10 protein-coding genes are annotated in these 20995 nt (G+C 32.3%); all 10 read right to left on the minus strand.

All coding sequences use genetic code 11. From position 1 onward, the window contains the following. Nucleotides 1-12: 12 nt before the first annotated feature. A complete protein-coding gene (locus HNQ90_RS11335; RefSeq protein WP_144116205.1) occupies nucleotides 13-1473 on the minus strand; it encodes a RagB/SusD family nutrient uptake outer membrane protein in 1461 nt (486 codons plus the stop codon). Nucleotides 1474-1495: 22 nt separating this feature from the next. Further along, nucleotides 1496-4747, minus strand: a complete 3252-nt coding sequence (locus HNQ90_RS11340; RefSeq protein ID WP_144116204.1) for a SusC/RagA family TonB-linked outer membrane protein — start codon at nucleotides 4745-4747, stop codon at nucleotides 1496-1498. Between the two features lie 22 nt (nucleotides 4748-4769). Continuing rightward, on the minus strand, nucleotides 4770-7094 hold the full coding sequence (locus tag HNQ90_RS11345) for a fasciclin domain-containing protein (protein WP_144116203.1): 2325 nt from the start codon (nucleotides 7092-7094) through the stop codon (nucleotides 4770-4772). A gap of 494 nt (nucleotides 7095-7588) precedes the next feature. Then, nucleotides 7589-11797, minus strand: coding sequence for a hybrid sensor histidine kinase/response regulator transcription factor (locus tag HNQ90_RS11350; protein WP_144116202.1), 4209 nt, complete (start codon nucleotides 11795-11797; stop codon nucleotides 7589-7591). A gap of 118 nt (nucleotides 11798-11915) precedes the next feature. Then, nucleotides 11916-12887, minus strand: coding sequence for a type I phosphomannose isomerase catalytic subunit (locus tag HNQ90_RS11355; protein WP_144116201.1), 972 nt, complete (start codon nucleotides 12885-12887; stop codon nucleotides 11916-11918). Nucleotides 12888-13755: 868 nt separating this feature from the next. Further along, nucleotides 13756-14526, minus strand: coding sequence for an SDR family NAD(P)-dependent oxidoreductase (locus tag HNQ90_RS11360; RefSeq protein WP_144116200.1), 771 nt, complete (start codon nucleotides 14524-14526; stop codon nucleotides 13756-13758). A gap of 83 nt (nucleotides 14527-14609) precedes the next feature. Continuing rightward, nucleotides 14610-15320, minus strand: coding sequence for a FadR/GntR family transcriptional regulator (locus HNQ90_RS11365; protein WP_144116199.1), 711 nt, complete (start codon nucleotides 15318-15320; stop codon nucleotides 14610-14612). A 73-nt stretch (nucleotides 15321-15393) separates the two neighbouring features. After that, a complete protein-coding gene (locus HNQ90_RS11370; RefSeq protein ID WP_144116198.1) occupies nucleotides 15394-17730 on the minus strand; it encodes a chondroitinase-B domain-containing protein in 2337 nt (778 codons plus the stop codon). A 40-nt stretch (nucleotides 17731-17770) separates the two neighbouring features. After that, nucleotides 17771-19048 carry an Nramp family divalent metal transporter gene (locus HNQ90_RS11375; RefSeq protein ID WP_144116197.1) on the minus strand — a complete coding sequence of 426 codons (1278 nt, stop codon included), beginning with the start codon at nucleotides 19046-19048 and terminating at the stop codon, nucleotides 17771-17773. Nucleotides 19049-19094: 46 nt separating this feature from the next. Beyond that, nucleotides 19095-20981 (minus strand): decarboxylating NADP(+)-dependent phosphogluconate dehydrogenase, encoded by a 1887-nt coding sequence (gene gnd / locus HNQ90_RS11380; RefSeq protein ID WP_144116196.1) that lies wholly within the window; start codon nucleotides 20979-20981, stop codon nucleotides 19095-19097. Between the last annotated feature and the right edge of the window lie 14 nt (nucleotides 20982-20995).

Below are 20995 nucleotides of genomic sequence, written 5' to 3' on the forward strand. Positions count from 1 at the left end.
AATATTAGATTTTTAATTGTTTTCGTAGTAAGGGTTTTGAAGTAAATTTTTATTTAAATCAATTTCGTTTTGAGAAATTGGTAAGAAATAAGATTCTGCATCAGAATAAAAACTTAATATCTGTTCATAATCATCAGGTCCTGCTTTTAGATCTACTAAATCTGTAATAAGAAATTGATCTTCAAAATTGTTTCGACGCGCAAAACGTAATAAATCATACCATCGCTTACTTTCGAAGGCAAATTCTTTTTGGCGCTCTAGTAATAAGGCATTTGATAATGATGTTTTATCAATAGTAACATTAAAAGGCGCACCAGTTGCACGTTCGTGAACTTGCCCTATTAACTCTGCTGCTTTATTTAAGTTTTGGTTTTCAGTTGAAAATATATAAGCCTCTGCTTGCATTAATAAAACCTCGGCATATCTATAAAATATAAACGTGTTATAAAACTCGTCATTTCCACGATATAACCCAGTTTCGTCAATACCTGCAAACTTAAATACTGTATTTAAATCCTCATCATAAGTAGCCTTATCTGCTCTTACATCATCTAAAAACTCCACATAAAGTTCTTTTGTGCCACCAAAAGGAGCGTAAGTAGGACTACCAAAATAGAATGCGTTTTGATATGTTTTATTTATATCGTCGAACTGAAGTTCAAAAATTCCTTCAGAAGAGTTTCCTTCAAAAAAGATACTGTTAAACCATTCTGAACCATCAACTAAACTGTATCTACCCGAGTCAATAATATCTTGAGTGGCGTTAATACACTCGTTATATTGTTCGCTCCATAAATACACATCTGCTAAAATAGAAAGTGCCCCACCTTTAGTCATTCTTCCTTTATCATAACCTATTGCCTCGTATCCGATATTAAGATCTTCAACAGCCTTTTTTAAATCCGCCACTATTTGCTCAATAATTTCACTTTCGCTGCTTTTAGCAGGATAAAAATTAACCTGATTACTTGCAGTAGCTGTTAAAACCAAAGGCACTTCCTTAAAGTTTTTTACTAGTATAAAATATACTAACGAACGTATGGCTAAAGCTTCTGCCTTAAAGGTAGCTGCCTCAGCTTCGGTAAACGATAAATCTTTTGCTTGAGCTTGATCTGTAAACTCTAACACTAAGTTACAATAGTTAACAGTGGCATAAAAATTATTCCAATTAACAAGAGAGTTGGTAGGTGTAATGAAATTTTTCATCATGTTTCGCTCATTATTCCCTGCTCTTACTGAAACTAACATTTCAGCTCTTAACTCACCCCATTTTAACACTCTATCGGTAAACCCAGACTGGTTCATTGATGCATAACACCCTGCAACGGCAGATGCTACTTGTTCTTTATTCTGCCAAAACTCATCTTGAATAAGATTATCTTGCGGCTCAAGTTCCAAATAACTACTACACGACGCTAATGAAGCGATTAGTAAAGGAACAATTGCGAATATTTTAATTATATTTAGTTTCATATGTCTTAAAATTATTTCAGTTTTAAAATGTAAGGTTTAATCCTACAGTTACTTCTTGAGATCTAGGTGTTTGATTAGTATCATAACCTAACTGTTGCCAGTTATTACTACTACCTGTTTCTGGATCGGAACCCGAATACTTTGTAAACGTTAATAGGTTAGTTCCTGTTACATAAACCGAAGCCTTCGTAAAATTCAATTTTTGAATGAATGTTTGCGGTAGATTGTATTTTAAAGTTACATATTTTAATCTCATAAACGACCCATCTTCTAGAAAACGATCTGAACCTAAAGTATTTACTGGACTATTTAATACTGCTCTTGGTATATCTGTTACATCACCTTCAGCTCTCCAACGGCGTAATACAGAAGTACTTTGGTTATCGAAACTATCCATACTTTCTGCATTCATTCGTGCTATATTTATAATTTTCTGATTATACCTGAAATTAAAAAACGCATTTAAACTGAAGTTTTTATAACGAATATTTGGTCCGAAACCACCGTATAAAAGTGGATTAGCATTACCTAAATACACGACATCTAATCGGTTAATGTTACCATCTTTATTAACATCCTCGTATCTCGCATCACCAGCTCTAAACTCATAACCGCCATTAAAAACTAGAGTTTTAGGTGTACCATCTAAATCATAAATAATCTCATTATTTTCATCACGAGCTATTAAATCATCACTTGTACTAAATACTCCTAAAGATCTGTACCCGTAAAAAGACCCAATAGGGTTACCTTCTTGTATTCTTTTTAAGTAACCGCCTTCTCCTGTTGTTAAAGGATTACCATCTTCGGAATCCTGAGCATCAGTAATTTTAGTAATTAAGTTATTGTTACGTGCAATATTGAAGTTTACTTCTAAACCAAAGTCTTTATTTTCTATAACCTTTGTTCTTACACTTAACTCAAACCCTTTGTTACTAATATTACCTAAGTTAAGAAAAGGCACATTAGAAAAACCTGAAGTAGAAGGAATAGATGTATTTTTAGACAATAAATCTCTAGTGTCTTTTTGATAAAACTCTAAATCTCCACTTACTCTGCGGTTAAAGAAAGAATAAGTAAGTCCTATATTTTTTTGAATAACAGTTTCCCATCTTAAATCGGTTAATTCCATATTGTTTGGAATTACTGGACGCTCATCAAGATAATTATAATTATATGTTGAATACGTGTTGTATTGACCATAGTTAAAGCTTGGTGAGTTACCATTTACACCATAACTTGCTCTAATACCAAGCTCGTCAATAAACTCCGCAGATTCCATAAAAGGCTCATCTGAAAGAATCCATTTACCCGCTATACTAGGGAAAGTACCATACCTGTAACTACTACCAAATTTAGAGTTACCTTCTGAACGAATACCACCACTTAATATATAACGATCTAAAAACTGATAGTTAAACATAAAGTTATAAGACAACGATCTGTTTTGTGTAAAACTAGACGATAGTGAATTTCCACTTCCTTCTATTCTTGTATTTGCAATTGGCGTTTGGATGTAACTACTTGGCGAGTTACTCGCTACAGCTGCATAGCCTTGACTCGTTTTCTCGAAAGTTTGAATAGAAGCACTAGTAAATAACGAATGGTTATCCCCTAAACCTGGACTCCAAATAAGTCTATTATCTGTACGCATTACAAAAAACTCTGCATCGGAGAAGGTTGCTCTATTAGCTGCTGAGTTTGTCCATGATGTCCCTAAGGCTTCTTCTGGAACAAAAAGCGCTCTTTTGTCTACATTAATATCAAACGAAATAATAGAACGGAAATCTAAAGTCTTCATAGGTTTATAGTTAAACCTGAAAATAGGCGTTATCCTGTTATTTTCATTATTATTTGTTGATAACCTAGCCATAGCAACTGGGTTGTAATACTGCACTCCGTTACCTTGAAAAGCATCAATTGGTGTAAAGTATTGATCTGTTAAATTACCCTCTTCATCTAATTGATATATAGATTGGTTTGGCATTTTTACAAGCGCTAATGCTCTTAGCGATTGCTGCCCTAAACTATTATCTTTGGCATAAGAACGATCTAAAGAACCATGTGTATAAGACAATTCTGATGATATAGTGATTTTATCAGATATGTTATAATCAAGTATTGCTCTAGTTGTAAATAATTTAAACGCACTACCTAGTGTAGTACCTAATTGATCTTTATAACTCGCAGATACACGGTATGATGATTTTTCACCACCACCAGAAACACCTAAAAAGTGTTCTTGTGTTGTTCCTGTTTGCGTAATCTCGTCTACCCAATCAATATTTTTGTTATACAAGTTATACAACTCGTACTCCGGATTGTATTCTATTTGAGGATATACCGTTTGATTGTTTGTTGCTATATTTTCATCTTTAATTAATGTTGAATATTGATCACCATTTAACAACGGAATCCCATCTGGTTGCCATCCAACACTACCTTTATAACTGTATGAAAATCTTGCAGGACCTTTTGCTCCACGCTTTGTTTTAATAAGTAAAACTCCATTTGCAGCTCGCGAACCATATTGTGCAGTTGCGGCAGCATCTTTAAGTACCGATATTTCTTCGATATCATCTGGCGACACACCAATCATGGCAGCATATTGCTCCTCATCGGCAGATCCAAAATCAAAAAGCTCATCTACTTCCGTTTCAAAAGGAACACCATTAATAACAATTAAAGGTTCTGAAGATGCATTTAAAGACGATGTACCACGAATACGAATAGACATTCCAGCACCAGGCTCACCCGAATTTGCTACAATATCCACACCACTTAATCGACCTTGCAATTGATCTACAATACCAGATGATACTGTTTCACTAAGTTCCTTAAGCGAGATACTTTCAATAGCCGTAGCTATTCTACGTTTATCCATTTCGAACTCTCCAGTAAATACCTTTTTTCTTGCACGTAGTACAATAGCATCTAACTCTGAGATATCCTCGGCTAACGCCACATCGATTGTTGTTTCACTACCAGGAACAACCTCCTTAGTTATAAAACCAACATACGAGAACGTTAGGGTGTTTGTAGGGTCTGTAATGTTAATAGAGAAATTTCCATTAAAATCTGCAACAACCCCGTTAATAATTCGATTATTTTTATCTTTTTCGGCTATGGTAGCCCCTGTTAATGGTATGCCATCACTTTCTCCAACAACGGTTCCTGTAACATTTATTTTTGACTGTGCTGATACGTTGAATACCGAAAACAGCATACAAAATACCACTAAGACATAAGAATATGACCTATATTTATCCTTCATATTTTATAAACTTTAAGTTTTACTATTTAATATAATTAGAGGTTTCGTGAATTACCACTCTTTTAGAAAATAAGTTTGTTATACCACTTGTAGTAACAGACTCTCCGCTTTCTACATTCGTAATAGAAATTGAAGATGTTGTATTAACAACTGAAAACTCATCATAAATTTCGGCAAAGTCAACTATTTTACTGAAATACATTGAAGCAAAAGTTCCTGTAGTTTTACCATCTGTAGGTAATGCTTGTTGTATAAAATGTTTTCTAGCAAAGTTTAGAAGATCTCTTTTTGCAATAGCTTTATCTAAATCGTCTAGCCCATCTACTGTAGAAGGATCTACAATTACACCATCGCTTATAGCTTGTGCAACTGCACTGTTATTAGGTGCAAATAATGTAAAAGTTCTACTTAGGTTTAGAAAATTTAATAATTTATCATCCGACCCTACAATAGTAATAAACGCATCGGCACTTTCTAAAACTTCTAAAAAAGAAGAGAAGGTAGTAGCATTATCTACAAGCAAACTGTATGTAAAGCCTAATGGTCTTTCTATGATACTACTCATTTCATAAAAATTACCGTTAGCCGTTTCTTTGGTTTCTACTATTTGAGCAGATCTTCCTAATTGAATATCGCCTCCTCCAGCGGCAGAATTACCATCAAACGCATATACATACTCACCACTTCTTGTTTGATAATAATTATTAGAACCAAAATCAATATCCTCATCAACAATTTGATTAAGTACAATATCATTTATTGTTTTTGTAACATAAGCAACATCTGCAGAACTAGGACTTGAAGCTTCTGGATCTGGGTAAATACGATTACCGTTTCCAGGATCGCCAGTTACCTCCATATATACTACACCAGACACATTAATATCATATCCTGGTGGCAATCTTGGATCGTCTACTAACACCGTAATTTTACGAGTCGCACTATTTGGATCTGCAACATCAACAAATTGGTCATTTTTAACACCTAAAATAGTGAAACGTGATGATTTACTCTGTAATGCAGTATCAATTCCTAAATCTTGAATTGCCCCAAGCATAATAGAATAATTTTCATCTAATAAAAGTGGTCCCATAATGGTTCCGAAACTATTGTTAGTATAAACAGTATTTACACCCACGAAAAAACCATTACTACAAAACCTTTTATCTACAACATCTTCTAGTTTATAATCTACCAGACCTAGACTAGTATCGTAACTTTGACCTAACCTACTTGGGCAAATATCCCAATAATCATTAAAAAAATAAGGTGATAAAAACTTACCTACAACATCTAAAGGCATATCATCATAAGAGTCGTAAAACTGACCCAAAATGCTATTACCGTCTAGATAGCTTATTAACGCATCATTGGTTGGAGCCAAAAACCCCCAAGCCTGCGCTAACGTTCCGTCTATATTTGTCGCGTAATTTTCATCAAATGGATTAAAAGGAAGCGCATCGTTTTCAACTCCTGTATAAAATCTAAACTGAAAAACCTCTTCTAGCTCACCTGTTTCTTCATTTATTTGATCGCCCAATGATCTAATTTCAGCGAAACGTTCAATCATTTTTTTAAACATAGAATATTTACCTCCATACTCTGCAGCTGAAAGATTTTCGTATAAGTTTGGCTGTGGTTCAATTACTTTATCTAGAGCATAGATAATTCCATTTTCTGCTATTACATTCTTTTGAGAAACATTAGCATCAAAAACTTTCATATCTCCTTCATTAAAAGTCTCACCAGGAAACATAAAATCGTAATCTGAATATTCGACACCCCAAGTACTCATATACGAATCAAGAAAATAGTCGACAGTTTTTTGCCTACCATTACTATAGTTCATTAAGTATTTTTGTTGGTCTAACTTATCCCATTCAAAAATATGTTGTAAAGTATCTTTATCAAATTCTCTATTAGCTGCTTGATATTGTGTTCTACGTCTAAAACTTTGACCTAAATAAAATCTACTTTTAAAATACGTTAAGGTTGTTGTATTCCAACCATCTGTAATAATTGTATTCTCAACTAAATGTTGAATTCTTTCTTGAGGAATAGCATCAAAAGTAGCGAAACCTTCATCGCTCATAAACTTCTCAAAAGCTTCATCTGTAGGAGCAAAAACAGTCCATGAGCCTCCCTTTTTTAAAGGTTCTGGATATAAGGTTTGGTCCAACGACTTTAAATAATAATCAAATGTACCCATCGACTCCAGTTGGGTATAAATTGTTCCCGCCAAATCATCGGGACGGGCATACTCCAGCGGATCAGGCTTGCAACCAAATACAGCCATAATCATACAGAGTATAATTAAACTTTTTCTATGCATAATTTTTTTTGCCATAATTAATAGTAAATTAGTTTAATAGTTATTGTTTAGTTAATTAGTTATTCGTTTAAAAATTTTAATCATCTCTAGATTTTAATATTAAATTATTAAGAATAGTTAAAATTTGAACATTGTTAATTTCCGTTAACAATTTGTTAATACAAACTTAAAAAAGCAGGTGGTTATAGTTTATAAATTATTACTCTAAAGAGATAAATTATTGCTCTTTTTAGGCGTATAAAGGGCTTAAATGGTTTTTTAATAAAATTTAATCGATACTTTTCCTACTTACATAAGAAATAAAAATTAACATATTTAAGAATTACAATTGCTAAAAAATTATTGTAAGCGGTTAAAAATGAACAGTAATTAAGCGCCATTATCAATCCTAATTTCAGACTCAACTAATTAAGGAATTATATAAAATGAAAAAACAGCTTAATAAACTAATAAGCTGTTTTTTTGTTTTAATACCATTCACAATAAGATTTAACAATTAAATTTCAACGTCATTCTTGTTGTTCAGATTCTGTATTACTTTGTTCGATAAATTGACTTGGTGTTACATTAAATAACTCCTTAAAGGTTTTACTAAAGTATGCTGTAGAGTTAAACCCCGTCATGTGTGTAACTTCCTTAATAGAGTAATCATTCTTTAATAATAGCTCTGAAGCATAACGCAAACGTATGGTACGTATAAAGTTACTTGGGTTGCTCCCGGTTAAGTTATTTATTTTTCTGTAGAACTGAGAACGCCCAATATTCATTTCCTTTAACAAGTGCTCCTGTTTAAAATCAATATCACTTATGTTTTCTATTATTATTCTTGTTGCCTTATCTAAAAAAGCTTCGTCTAAATTATTGGTAGTAACTTCGCTAGATGGGAAAACACCTCCAATTTCAGAAAAGCGCTTTCTAAGTCTTTTTTTAGATTCTAATAAATTAACAATTCTAGCTCTTAAAACTTTCGTTACAAAAGGCTTTGCTAAATACCCATCGGCCCCATGCTCGTAACCATGTATTCTATCTTCAACTAAGGTTTTTGCTGTAAGTAAAATAACTGGAATATGGCACGTTTCGATATCTGACTTTATTAATTTACACATTTCAAAACCATCCATTTTAGGCATCATAACATCACTAATTATAATATCTGGCATGTGTTTTTTTACAGCTATTAAACCCTCGGCTCCATTAACGGCTTCTTTAACTATATATTCGCCATTTAAATCGTTACTTAAATGCACCCTAAGCTCTTTATTATCTTCAACTATTAAAACGATTGGCAATTTACCTCCTTCTTCGTCTGTACTAGCAGAACTCTTTTGGTTAACTCTTGGTAAATCGTCATTAGAAATTAACATATCATATTCAACAGCTTTCATAGAGTTTATTAAAAATTCATTTTTAACATTCTCGACTGTTTCTGCTTTACCGTCTAGATTTAAAGGTAATTTCACTATAAACATAGTGCCTTTTTTATGCTTACTCTCAACCAGTATTTCGCCCCCGTGCAGCTCAACTAATCCTTTGGTAAAATTAAGACCAATACCAGTTCCCGCCTTATTTTCGTCTAAATTATAAAATCTAGAAAAAATACGCCTTATCTGTTCTTTATCAAGTCCAACTCCTGTATCTTTTACGATTATTTCTATGTAATCACTTAATCCATCATTTTTCAAAAACGGCAGTTTTGCACTATTTCCGGAATCCTCTACTCTATTTACACTAATGGTAATATCGCCTCCACTATTTGTAAATTTAATAGCATTAGAAATTAAGTTTGTAATAATTTTTTCTACTTTATCATAATCGAAAAGCGATATAATTTTTGATGAATCACTTTCAAAAGTATAATTAATCTCTTTTTTAAAAGCTAAATCTTTAAATAGCGAAAATATATCTTGACTAAACTTAACAATATCCCCTTTTTCTAACTGAAGTGGCGACATGCCAACATCCATCTTTCTGTAATCTAATAATTGATTTACTAAATGCAACAAACGTCTGGCACTACGCTGAATTGATAATGCTGATGTTTTTACCGATTCTGGATCGCTATTATAGTTGGAAAGTATTTTATCGACTGGATTTAAAATTAGAGTTAACGGTGTTCTAAATTCGTGAGATACATTAACAAAAAACTGAAGTTTCATTTGGTCTAACTCATGTTTCTGCTCTTCTTGAACTTTAGATGTATAATACTTAGCTACAATCCAAAACAGAAAAACACCTATTAAAAAATAGATTAAATACGCCCACCAGGTTCTCCATAATGGTGGCAATATTTCAATATTAACAAAAGCTGTTTGATTTTTTTCCCACTCGGTATTTGCTGATGCTTTAACCTCAAAAGTATAATCACCAGGCTCTAAATTAGAAAGGTTAACCACTCTATTTGATCCTAAATTAATAAAATCATCATCTAAGCCTTTCATTCTATAGGCATATTGTACCTGCTCTGGGTTAACAAAATAAAGTGCTAAAAACTCAAAGGAAATGTAGTTTTCATTATGCTTTAAAACTAAATCCTTAACCTCATCAATATCTTTGTGTAAAAGCACCCTTCCGTTTACAACATCTTCGGCAACTACTGTTTTATTATTTAATTTAAAATTGGTTATTCTAGGTTTAAGATTAACCGAGGCAGGAATAATGACATCGTTTGGATGAAATATATTAAACCCATTAATACCACCTATTAGAATACGTCCATTTTGGGTTTTAAAAATAGATTTACTTTGAAACTCTGGTCCCTGTAAACCATCATGCGTATTAAAATTTTTAAATTGATGTGTTCTTGTATCCAATAGAGACAAACCTCCTTTGGTTGTTATCCAGATATTATAATTATCATCTTCTACAATTCCAACAACCAAGTTATTAGGTAAACCATCTAATGATGAGTAAGATTTTAATATATTTAGGTTTGAGTCTAACTTATAAACGCCCTTATCAGAGCCTACCCAGATATTTCCAAGATGATCTTCGGTAACATAATTTACACCAACACCTTCAAGGGCCTTAGCCTTAACTTGGTTAAAATTTATGGTTTTAGGAATAAACTCTTTTAGATTATTTAAATTAACATAGTTCAACCCTAACGAGGTTCCAATAAACAATCTTTCATTGGAATCTGTAAACATACATAACACAGAGTTGCTAAGCAGTCGCTTTTCTTTCCCAAAATGACTTTTATAATTGGAAAAATGATTTGTTTTTGGGTTATACAAACTCACTCCTTCTGTTCGAAGCCCAAACCAAATGCGGTTTTTAGAATCTTCGACACCTGTCCATACTGAACTTTGACCTATAGATAAACTATCTGAATCATTATGCAGATAAGCTTGAAAGGTTTTAGTTTCTGGATTAAATTTATTAACGCCACCATCTACGGTACATACCCAAATAGCGCCATCATGACTTTCAAAAGTATATAAGATTTGTGTGGAATTTAAAGTTTTTTTAGGATCGGGATCGTTTCCGTAGTGCTTAAAGGATTCTGTTTTTTCATCAAACAAATTAAGACCACCATTATATGTGCTAATCCAAATTCTTCCTTTTGAGTCTTGCATAACAGATTGTACCGTTTTCTCGCTCAACCCATTTGCATTATTAGCCTTGTAATAGTAATGTCCAAAGGAGTTGTTAGACAAATCTAATTTACTAACTCCCTTATCGTAACTGCCAATCCAATAGATACCATTTCTATCTTCAATAATTTTAGTAGGTTTATTGTTTGGAAGTGAAAATGGATCTGCATAATCATTTAAAATATGCTTAAGCAGTACAGCATTATTGTTCTCCTTTTTGAAGATATACAATCCAAAAACATCTGTAGAAACCCAAAACAAACCATTTTTATCTTGGTAAATATCAAAAATTGGCACACTCCTATCCGATAAAGAAACATGTTTAAAATAATTTTGGTCCTTATCCCAAAATATAAGGTTAGAAAGATCGTTTCCTATCCAGAAATCGCCATCAGTATCAATTACAACCTTTTTAGGTATATGGTCTAACTCATAAGATTCTTTATTTTCAATATAAACTCTATCAAAATTATCTTTTTTAGCGTTATACCTGTTTAAATGTGCGCCTTTTGTACCAATCCATATAATGTTATTTTCATCCTTTAAAATTACATTAACACCATTATTATCTATAGATGTTACGTTGGATTGATCATTAATATAATACGAGTAGGTAAAATTATTTTGATTACCAGAATAATCACTTAAAATGATTTTAATGGCACCAATATTAGTAGCCACCCAAAGGGTATTATTAGCAGAGTCAAACAACAAATCATTAATAATCTTTTCAGAACTATTAGACATTGCAATTTGCCCATATAAATTTACCCTAGTAAACTTATTGGTTTTTTTATTGAATAAATTTAGGCCATTGGTGGTTCCCACCCAGAGGTTTCCTTCATTATCCTCGGCAATTGCATTTACTCTATTATTACTTATGGAAGTAGAATCGTTTAAAACAGACCGGAAAACCTCAAACTCATAGCCATTATATTTATTAAGACCATCAATAGTACCAAACCACAAAAAACCTTCTTTATCTTGAAAAATTTCTTCGCAAGTACTACTAGAAAGTCCATTATAAGTATCTAAATTTTCAAATTTTATATTATTGAATTGCCCGTAACTAAAACAGGCTATTAAACAACATAAAACACTAATACAACCTTTTTTTATACTCATATTGGATTTAAAAGCTATTAAAAATCTACTATACAGCTAATTATTAACTACATAGCATTTATTTAAACTGAATTCGCCATATTTAAGGAAGGTTAATTTAATGAAAAAATTAAAACAACTAATAGTATATTTCTAAAAACTCTGCCTTATTAGATGAAATTTTCACATTATCGATTGCAGCAGGCAATAATATAGTTTCTCCTATTTTTAATGTGTATTTTTCATTGTTGGATTCAATTTCTAAAGCTCCACTAACACACATATAAATTACAAAAGAATCTAACTTAGTGTAATCTTTAGTAATTTCTCCTTCAACTTTAATAAAGTTAGTTTTAAAATACGGAGAATGTACTAAGATGTTGGATGTATTTACCTCTTTCTTATAATCCGTTTTAAAATTATCGAAATATTTAAAGTCTATTGCATCTAAAGCTAATTCGTTGTGTAATTCGCGTTCTTTACCCGTTGTAACATCAACTCTATTATAATCGTAAATTCTATAAGTGACATCTGATGTTTGCTGTATTTCAGCTAATAATACTCCAGCTCCAATAGCATGAATACGTCCAGTAGGAATATAAAAAGTATCTCCCTGTGCAACGGTTTCATGATGCATAACGTTTAGTATAGTATCCTCTTCCAATTGTTTAAGATATTCTTCTTTATCAATCTCAGATTCGAAACCTACAATTAATTCAGCATCTTTATCGGCTTGCATGACATACCACATTTCATTTTTTCCAAATGAGTTATGACGCTCCTTTGCTAATTCATTACTTGGGTGTACTTGAATTGATAATGGTGTTTTGGCATCAATAAACTTGATTAATAACGGAAAGTCTTCCCCAAAAGTTTTATAAACAGATTCACCTACAAAAGCACCTTTATACGTTTGGATTAGTTGTTTAAGAGTTTGTCCTTTTAAAGCGCCTTTTAAAACCTTAGTTTCATCTCCTTTTACATCGGATATCTCCCATGATTCACCTATACTTTCCTCATTATAATCTTTGTTAAGGTGTGTTTTTAATTTTTCTCCTCCCCAAAGGCGGTATTTATAAAGTGGCTCGAATTTTATAGGATATAATTCCATGAATGTTATATTTTAATTAATTTTTATGATTTGAATTGAGAACTGCAATTTAGTATATTTTTTTGCTTCAGCCATTTTCTAAATTAACTATAAACTAATAATACATTGCTGTATCTATAGATTAGCTTGAAGACTGTAAAATTAAAATTTCCAAATTGCTATTCACCATAACTTATTATTCATTTATATAAAATATAACCCATTTGCCCCATATTTAATACTAATTAGGGTTCTACAAGGTTTAAGTTCTATATTGAAACTCGCTCTCTTTTTTGCGTAAAACTTAAAAATGCATATAAAAAAATACCGACCTAAATTTATAGATCAGTATTTTCAAACAAACTAACTCAAACTAATGTAAGCCTAAACCATAAACTCACATTGTTATCTGAGACCTTTAATCTTGAGTTTATTACATCTATGTAATTATAAAATACAACAGACTACAAGACCCTTATTTATCTATTACTCATGTAATTATTTATTTAATAACATTTAGTAATACCAAATCAATGCCCCCGACACGTATAATAATTGTTTCTTTTATGAGTACTGATACCAAGTAAAAACCGAAATCTTAATAATAAACAAGAAGACTCTACTACTTGCTAAAAATCAGTGTTATTCTACTTGATTTATTGGTGAACCAAACTGGTTTACCAAAAATACGTTATTTTTATGATAAAACACAAATAATATTAAGGAGAAATTACTTTTTACTTAAAAAATTTCTCAATACCAATAAAACTATCGCTCGTCGTAACGACCTCAACCAATTCAATTTAGGCTTGGTTTAGATTTTTTCTAACCACGGTTGCTTTAAAATATGTGTTAAGCTTAAAAAAATCAAAGCCTTAATATCTATAAATTACATATTATAAACACCACCATTAATATCTAGTGTAGCTCCGGTTATAAATCCATCATATTCTGAAGCTAAAAACAACACTGCTCGAGCAACATCGGCAGCATTACCTGCACGGTTAATTGGAATTCCGGATATGGTTTGGGCTGCCGATTCTTTGGTAGTATGCGTATTATGAAATGATGTACCTAGAATAAGCCCTGGAGCCACAGCATTAACCTTTGTTCCCTGACCTCCTAATTCTGTTGAAAGCGCTCTAGTAAACGTTAAAATAGCCCCCTTACTTGTAGAATATACTAATGAACCTGGATGACCACCTTTACGTCCTGCAAGTGATGCTAAATTTACAATACTACTTGTCTCATTTTTTGCTAGATAAGGCGATGCAGCTCGTGTTACAAACATCATTGAAGTTAGATTAATATCCATAACCTTATGCCAAAATTCAGCCTCCATTTCGTTAAGCATTTTACGTGCCACTAAAGATCCTGCATTGTTAATTAGAATGTCTAAGCCTCCTAAAACCTCAACAGTTTTCTCAACCATGGCATTAGCATCGACCTCGTTAGTTAAGTCTCCACTTATAGCGACTGCTTTTTGTCCTTTACTTATGGCGTATTCAGTTAATTGATTTGCTTTTTCTGCACTAGAAAAATAGTGTATAGCTACATTTGCGCCGCTATCAATAAAATGCTTTGTTATAGATTCACCAATTCCTTGTGCTCCAGCTGTAATCAATACATTTTTACCCGCTAGTTTAGTATTATAATTCATATTTTATTATGTTAATTGAGTTGATAATCCTAAAAACACAGAATTATCTTATAGTTAGTTTTATTATTTTATATACTCTACCTTTAGCTTACACCACAGTATTCGTACAATAACTTAAAGTGCTTTTTCATCATTTTTTCTGCCAATACAGGGTCCTGATCTTCAATAGCTTGGTAAATATCTACGTGTTCTTTAATTCTTAGATCATCTAGATTATCGTAATCTTTATGGTACTTTTTAAAATCTACAATTATTTGAGGTGTAATACCGAACATAATTTGATTCATGGTTACATTTCCACTAGCCTTAGCAATTGCTAAATGAAACAATAAATCTTCTTGAACAGCATCCTCTCCACTTGATAATTTAGCCTCATGGGCATCAAGCGCTGCTTTAATGCCTTTTAAATCTTCTTCAGTACGTCTTTCTGCTGCTAAACTTACCGCCTTAAGTTCTAGTAAAATTCGTGTCTCTACTAAAGATTTAAAGTCCGGTAAACCAAGGTTTAAAATATCCTTAATCATCCCTTTCATGGCTATAGTTCCAATATTTGCAATAAAAGTTCCGCTTTGAGGCATAGATATTAATATCCCATAAGACTCTAACTTAAGTATGGCCACTCGAACACTTCGTCTACTTACCCCAAACTTTTCGGCTAGTATACGCTCTGCAGGTAACTTATCACCAGGCTCCAAATGTTTTTCGCTAATTAAATCACTTATTTGAGAAATTATCTTTTTAACTCGATTAGTAATTTCTTGATTTTCATTTTTCGAAAGGACATCTAAATTCATTATTTAAAAATTTAATTAGTACACCAAAAATATATATAACTATTAAAACTAGATGTTTAAAAAAACGGTTTTGCTAGTTAATAGTTCCAAGGTTTAATTTATCTGTTCCTTTACCTAGTAAAGGAGAATTTTCGCTTAATATGAATGTATCACCATCAAAACCTGGGTTAAGGCTCCAAAGATTCTCCACATTATATTTTTGGTCGCCAGTAACAAATAATTTATCAGATTTATAAAAATTATTATTCAAAATATCCACTACAGGCTCTCCTACAACTAAATGCATTTTTAAACCTTTTGATTCATTAAATATGTTGTTTTCAATAGCATTAACCTGAACACCATATAACGACATAGCTGCTTCATATTTGTTTTTCTTACCGTGCCCTACATTATTAAAAACATTATGATCTACTTCTAGAAATGGCCCAAATGTACTTTCGTCTTTTCCTCCACGATATAAACGCAATGCAGCACCTTGTAAATCTGTAACTGTATTATTTTTCATGATAAAATACTCCACATTATACGCACCAATATCATCGGTTTCTTTATCTAAAGCAGTAATGTGACCTGAGATATTTTTAAATGTTGAATTTTGAATGCTAATGGTATCTGCAAACGTGCCTTTAGATACTCGCAATACATCAAAAGAATGATTAACTACCATATCTTTAAACTCACAATTATCTATAAATAATTTATAGTTTTCAATCATGGAGTTTTTACTTGTGCTTATTACAGAATTACCAGCGTAATCCGGAGATTTTGTTCCATCGAACGCAACGTTTTCAAGAGATAAACTACCACCGTCTTGAATTTCGAAAGCCATCATACGCTCAAATAAAACAGTAGCTTTTTTATTCCCAGAGGTTTTAAAGGTTAACGGGTGGTTTATTTTAACTGCTTTAGTTATCAAATATGTTCCACCTTCCTCTAACTCTATAATATCTCCAGGCTCAGATGTTTTTACAATATCATACAAGGTATTGATACCCGATGCTACTTGAATTGCTTTCCCAGAATTTAAGGCTACCTCTCTATCTTCTTTGGAATACCAAGTCGTTCCTGTATTTTCTTTAGTCGCCACCTTTGGGCTAATTGTAATTTTGTTTTTAATTTTATCTGAAGTTGGAATTAAAAATCCTTGTTCATTTTTAACTAATGTAATATCTACATTTTCAAAACCTTCCTTAATTGAAGTTTCTCCGTTTATACCTAGAAAGTTATCCTTAAAAGTAATACCACTTATATCATCGTAAATAGTGAAAATATCTTTCTTGTTTTCGTTATAAAATATATTTCCAGAAATTTCTGAAGTTTTTGGAGCTTGACTTCTTTCTGCATCGCTACCCGCACATAATTGAATATGTTCGCAATTAATAAAGGTGTTATTATTTAATTTAGAATCGATTACTGGCACATAACGATTTGGTGGCGAATTTGGCACACCATTCATCATTACAAAAGCACCTCTAAAACGATACCCTGTTAAACCAATATGATAATTATTAATTACCGTTTGCGTTTCATTAATAATACGCACACCACCTGTACTTGGTTTGTTGTTTCCAATAAACACATTTCCATCAACTAAAGTTTCATTTCCATGGCGCATGGTTAAAGTTCCTGTACACTCAAAAAAAGTATTGTATTTAAAAGTGTTTTGGCATGCTTTGTTTGAAATTATTTCGTGTTCGCCATTAGTTCTATCAAAATAATTAGATTCTACTAAGGTATTTGAATTCTCTAAGGCATGGTGACTTGTTCCTATACGTAATGTTTCGCCTCCATTATTTCCGTATGTAGGGCGCGGACCAAAATAATTATGATCTATTTGATGATTATTAGCGCGACTTTCTTTAGTATCTAAACCAACAATCATAGTTACACCAAGGTTCTTTTTACCTACAATATGGTTATGATCAATACGGTTATTTTTCCCGTAGATGGTAATCCAATAATCTTGAACTTGACGCTCTGGGTTATTATAATTATCGATAACACATTCGGTTAATCTGCTATTATTAGCCATTTCCTCTCTGTTTTTTCTGAATGAAATTACAGCGTTAGTGGGCGTGTAACCGTTTCTAAATACGAGTCCTTCAACAACTAAATACTCGCCAGCTAATTGAAGGTTTGAGTTGCCTTCTAAAGTTACTTTACCTTTTTCTTCAACAGTTAAAGTAATAGGGTCCTCGGCCGTTCCTTTGCCTTCAAAAACTAACTCTGCATTATTCCAAACACCATTAGCTAAAGTAATAACATCACCTGGGCTTGCATTTTTAACAGCCTCATTAAATTCGGAAACATCTTCAACTAATCCGGCATTAGATTCTTCATTTTTACATGAAAATGTTAATGTTAAGAGGACTATTGCTAGAACTAAAAATTTTAATTGATTTTTCATATTATAATCGATTTATCAAATTTGATTTAAAATAGACTTACTAAAAGTACTTTGTCATGATGCCTAATACGCCAGTATACGACACTACACAAGAGAAAAACAAAGCGGCAAACAGACCAATATTTACCCAAATACTGGTTTTATAACCTTTCATTATTTTTTTATTATTTGCTAATAAGATGATTCCTAAAACTACAAGTGGTAAAATAAAGACATTAAAAACTTGAGATAGAATTTGAATTTCAATTGGGTTGCCTCCAAAAGCAGGTCCAATTAAAGCGACTAAACAGGCTACCGCTGTAATAATTTTAAATTGTTTAGAACTTGTATCTAACTCACCAGATTGATAATCGGCAACCAATAAAGGAGCTATTAATAAACAAGGAAATATAGAAGATAAACCAGCACTTAAAGCTCCAAAAAAGAAAATAGTAACAGCCCATTTTCCTGCAACTGGCTCTAGTGTATTTGCCATATCTAAAACTTGCGTAACCACTTTACCATCATAAAACAAAGCACCTGCAGCTACCGCCATAATAGTTCCACTAATTACAAATATTAAAACTGCAGCGGTAATAGAATCCTTTTTCTGTTGATCTAAGTTTTTAATAGTCCAACCTTTTCCTTTAACAAATAACGGACGCGAAAGAAAAGTTGCAGCTGCCATAGTAGTACCAACAAATGCGGCAACTAACATTTTACCATCTGGAACATCTGGTATAGATGGTATTAAACCAGAAACCACATCCATAGGTAATGGTTGTACGAGGCATAACGATAGCACAAACGAAAGCCCCATTAGCGTTACAAAAATGACCAATACTTTTTCGAAAAACGTATACTTACCAACTAGCATTAGCAGGTAAAAGACAACAATTATTATAATAGCTGTTATTAATACGGTTTCATATTTTAACCCTTCTAAGCCGTCAAAATTAACGGCTAATATTTCATAAATTATATTGGAAGAAATACCTAAAATCCCCATTAATGAATTCCATTGACCAAAGGTAATACCCACTATAATTAAAATAGCTAGGAGCTTACCGTACTTCAAGTGCTTTTTAAACCCAAAAAGTGCCGTTTCGCCCGTAATTAAAGCATAATTTCCGTAAACAAACATGAGTACACCAGAAAAAACACAACTTAACAATAACACCCATAATAGCTGCATATTAAATTGGCTACCCGCAACAATCATAGAAGTTACGCTTCCTGTACCTATAGTATAGCCAATTGCAAAAATACCTGGACCAAACCCCAATATTATGGCTATAATTTTTTTTAATAAAGATTTTTTCTCTTTTGATTCTGACATTATATTTAGTTTAGTTTAGTTGCTATCTATTTTTAAATTGGAGTGGTTAATTCCAATTGGTATGATGAAATTTACCCGAATTATCGTCTGTACGCTGATAGGTGTGTGCTCCAAAATAATCGCGTTGCGCTTGTATAATATTTGCCGATGAATTTGCGGTTGCATAGGCATTTAAAAAATTAACAGACTCGCTTAAACAAGGTGCTGTTAACTCCTTTAACACACATTCTGAAACCACTTTATTAATTGATGGCTTTAAGGCTTTTACACGATTTATAATTAGCTTGTTTTTTAATATATTATCATCTTCTTTTAAAACAGGAATTAGCTCTACCATAAAATCCGATTTAATAATACAGCCATTGGTCCATATTCTAGCAATTTCGCTTAAATTTAAATGCCAACCATAAGATTTTCCTGCTTCAGAAATTAATTTTAAACCTTGATAATGGTTTATTATTCTTGCAAATTGATAAGCATTACAAACATCTTCAATTTCTAAATTTAAAATAGACGGATTAATGTTTAGGTTTATACTAGCCTGAAGTCTTTCGTCTTTATAAAATGACGTATAACGCGCAAATAATGCCGAAGCAATTAAAGTACTAGGAGCGCCTAATTGAGCGGCAGCAATTGTTGTCCAGTTTCCTGTACCTTTATTACCTGCTTTATCTACAATTTTATTTATTAGCCAATCGTTACCATCTTTTTTCCTTAAAATATCAACAGTAATTCCTAGCAAATAACTATCAGCTTTAGGTTTCCAAGACTCTAAAATATCGGCTACTTCATCAGGAGTTTTACCCATTGTTTTTAAAATGGTAAATACCTCGGCCAATAATTGCATTTCAACATATTCAATGCCATTATGAACCATTTTTACAAAATGCCCACTACCCTCTTCGCCTATATAAGTACAGCATGGTAAATTGTTATCATCTTTAGCAGCAATACTTTCTAAATACGGTTTTACTAGGTTATATATTTCCTTATTTCCACCTGGCATTATAGAAGGTCCTTTAAGCGCACCTTGCTCGCCTCCAGAAACACCAACACCAATAAAATGGATGTTTTTAGATTTTAAATAATCGTAACGCTCCTTTGTTTTAATGTAGTTTGAATTACCACCATCAATTAAAATATCGCCTTCTGATAAAAAAGGGATTAAATCTTCAATTACATAATCTGTTATTTTACCCGCATTAACCATAAGCATGATTCTGCGTGGTGTTTGTAGCGAATTTACAAAGCCTTGAATATCTGAAAATGCTTGTGCGGAATCTAGCTCTTTATGACTATTTTTAAAATGTATGGCAACATCTTCTTCCGTTCCTTTTACTTCGCGATTAAACACGGAAATATTAAATCCTTTTTGAGCCAAGTTTCTACTTAAGCTTTTTCCCATGACACCTAATCCAAATAACCCAAATTCTGATTTCATTTTTATGTCCTTTGTTATTTTATCAACTATTTCTTCTGGTGTTAAACCAATATTTATTTCTAGAGCGTTAGATGGATTTTCGAGCGTATCAAATTGCGATTGCAATAAGCTGGAATCCATAAAATGATTTTCTCTTTTATTAAGTCGTTCTACAATCTGATTATAACTTCCTACCAAATGCACCCATGCTGTTTGGTCCTCAACCCCTTTACTTAATAATGTTCGGTAAGATTCTTTTAAAGCCGAACAAACAATAACACAACTGCTTTTTTGAAGTTCTGTTTTAGCCAACTCATTAAGTGTTTGTAACCACCCTAAACGATCGGCATCATTTAAAGGAAGGCCGCTACTCATTTTATCTATGTTTGATTGTGGATGAAAATCATCACCATCAAAAAATGGAATTTTAAAACGTTTAGCAAGCATTTGCCCGATAGTACTCTTTCCGCAGCCCGAAACGCCCATTATATAAATAACCTTATTTGAATTCATTTGCTATTTAAATA

Origin of the sequence: Algibacter amylolyticus (genome assembly GCF_014202225.1) — a bacterium.
Taxonomy (GTDB): domain Bacteria; phylum Bacteroidota; class Bacteroidia; order Flavobacteriales; family Flavobacteriaceae; genus Algibacter_B; species Algibacter_B amylolyticus.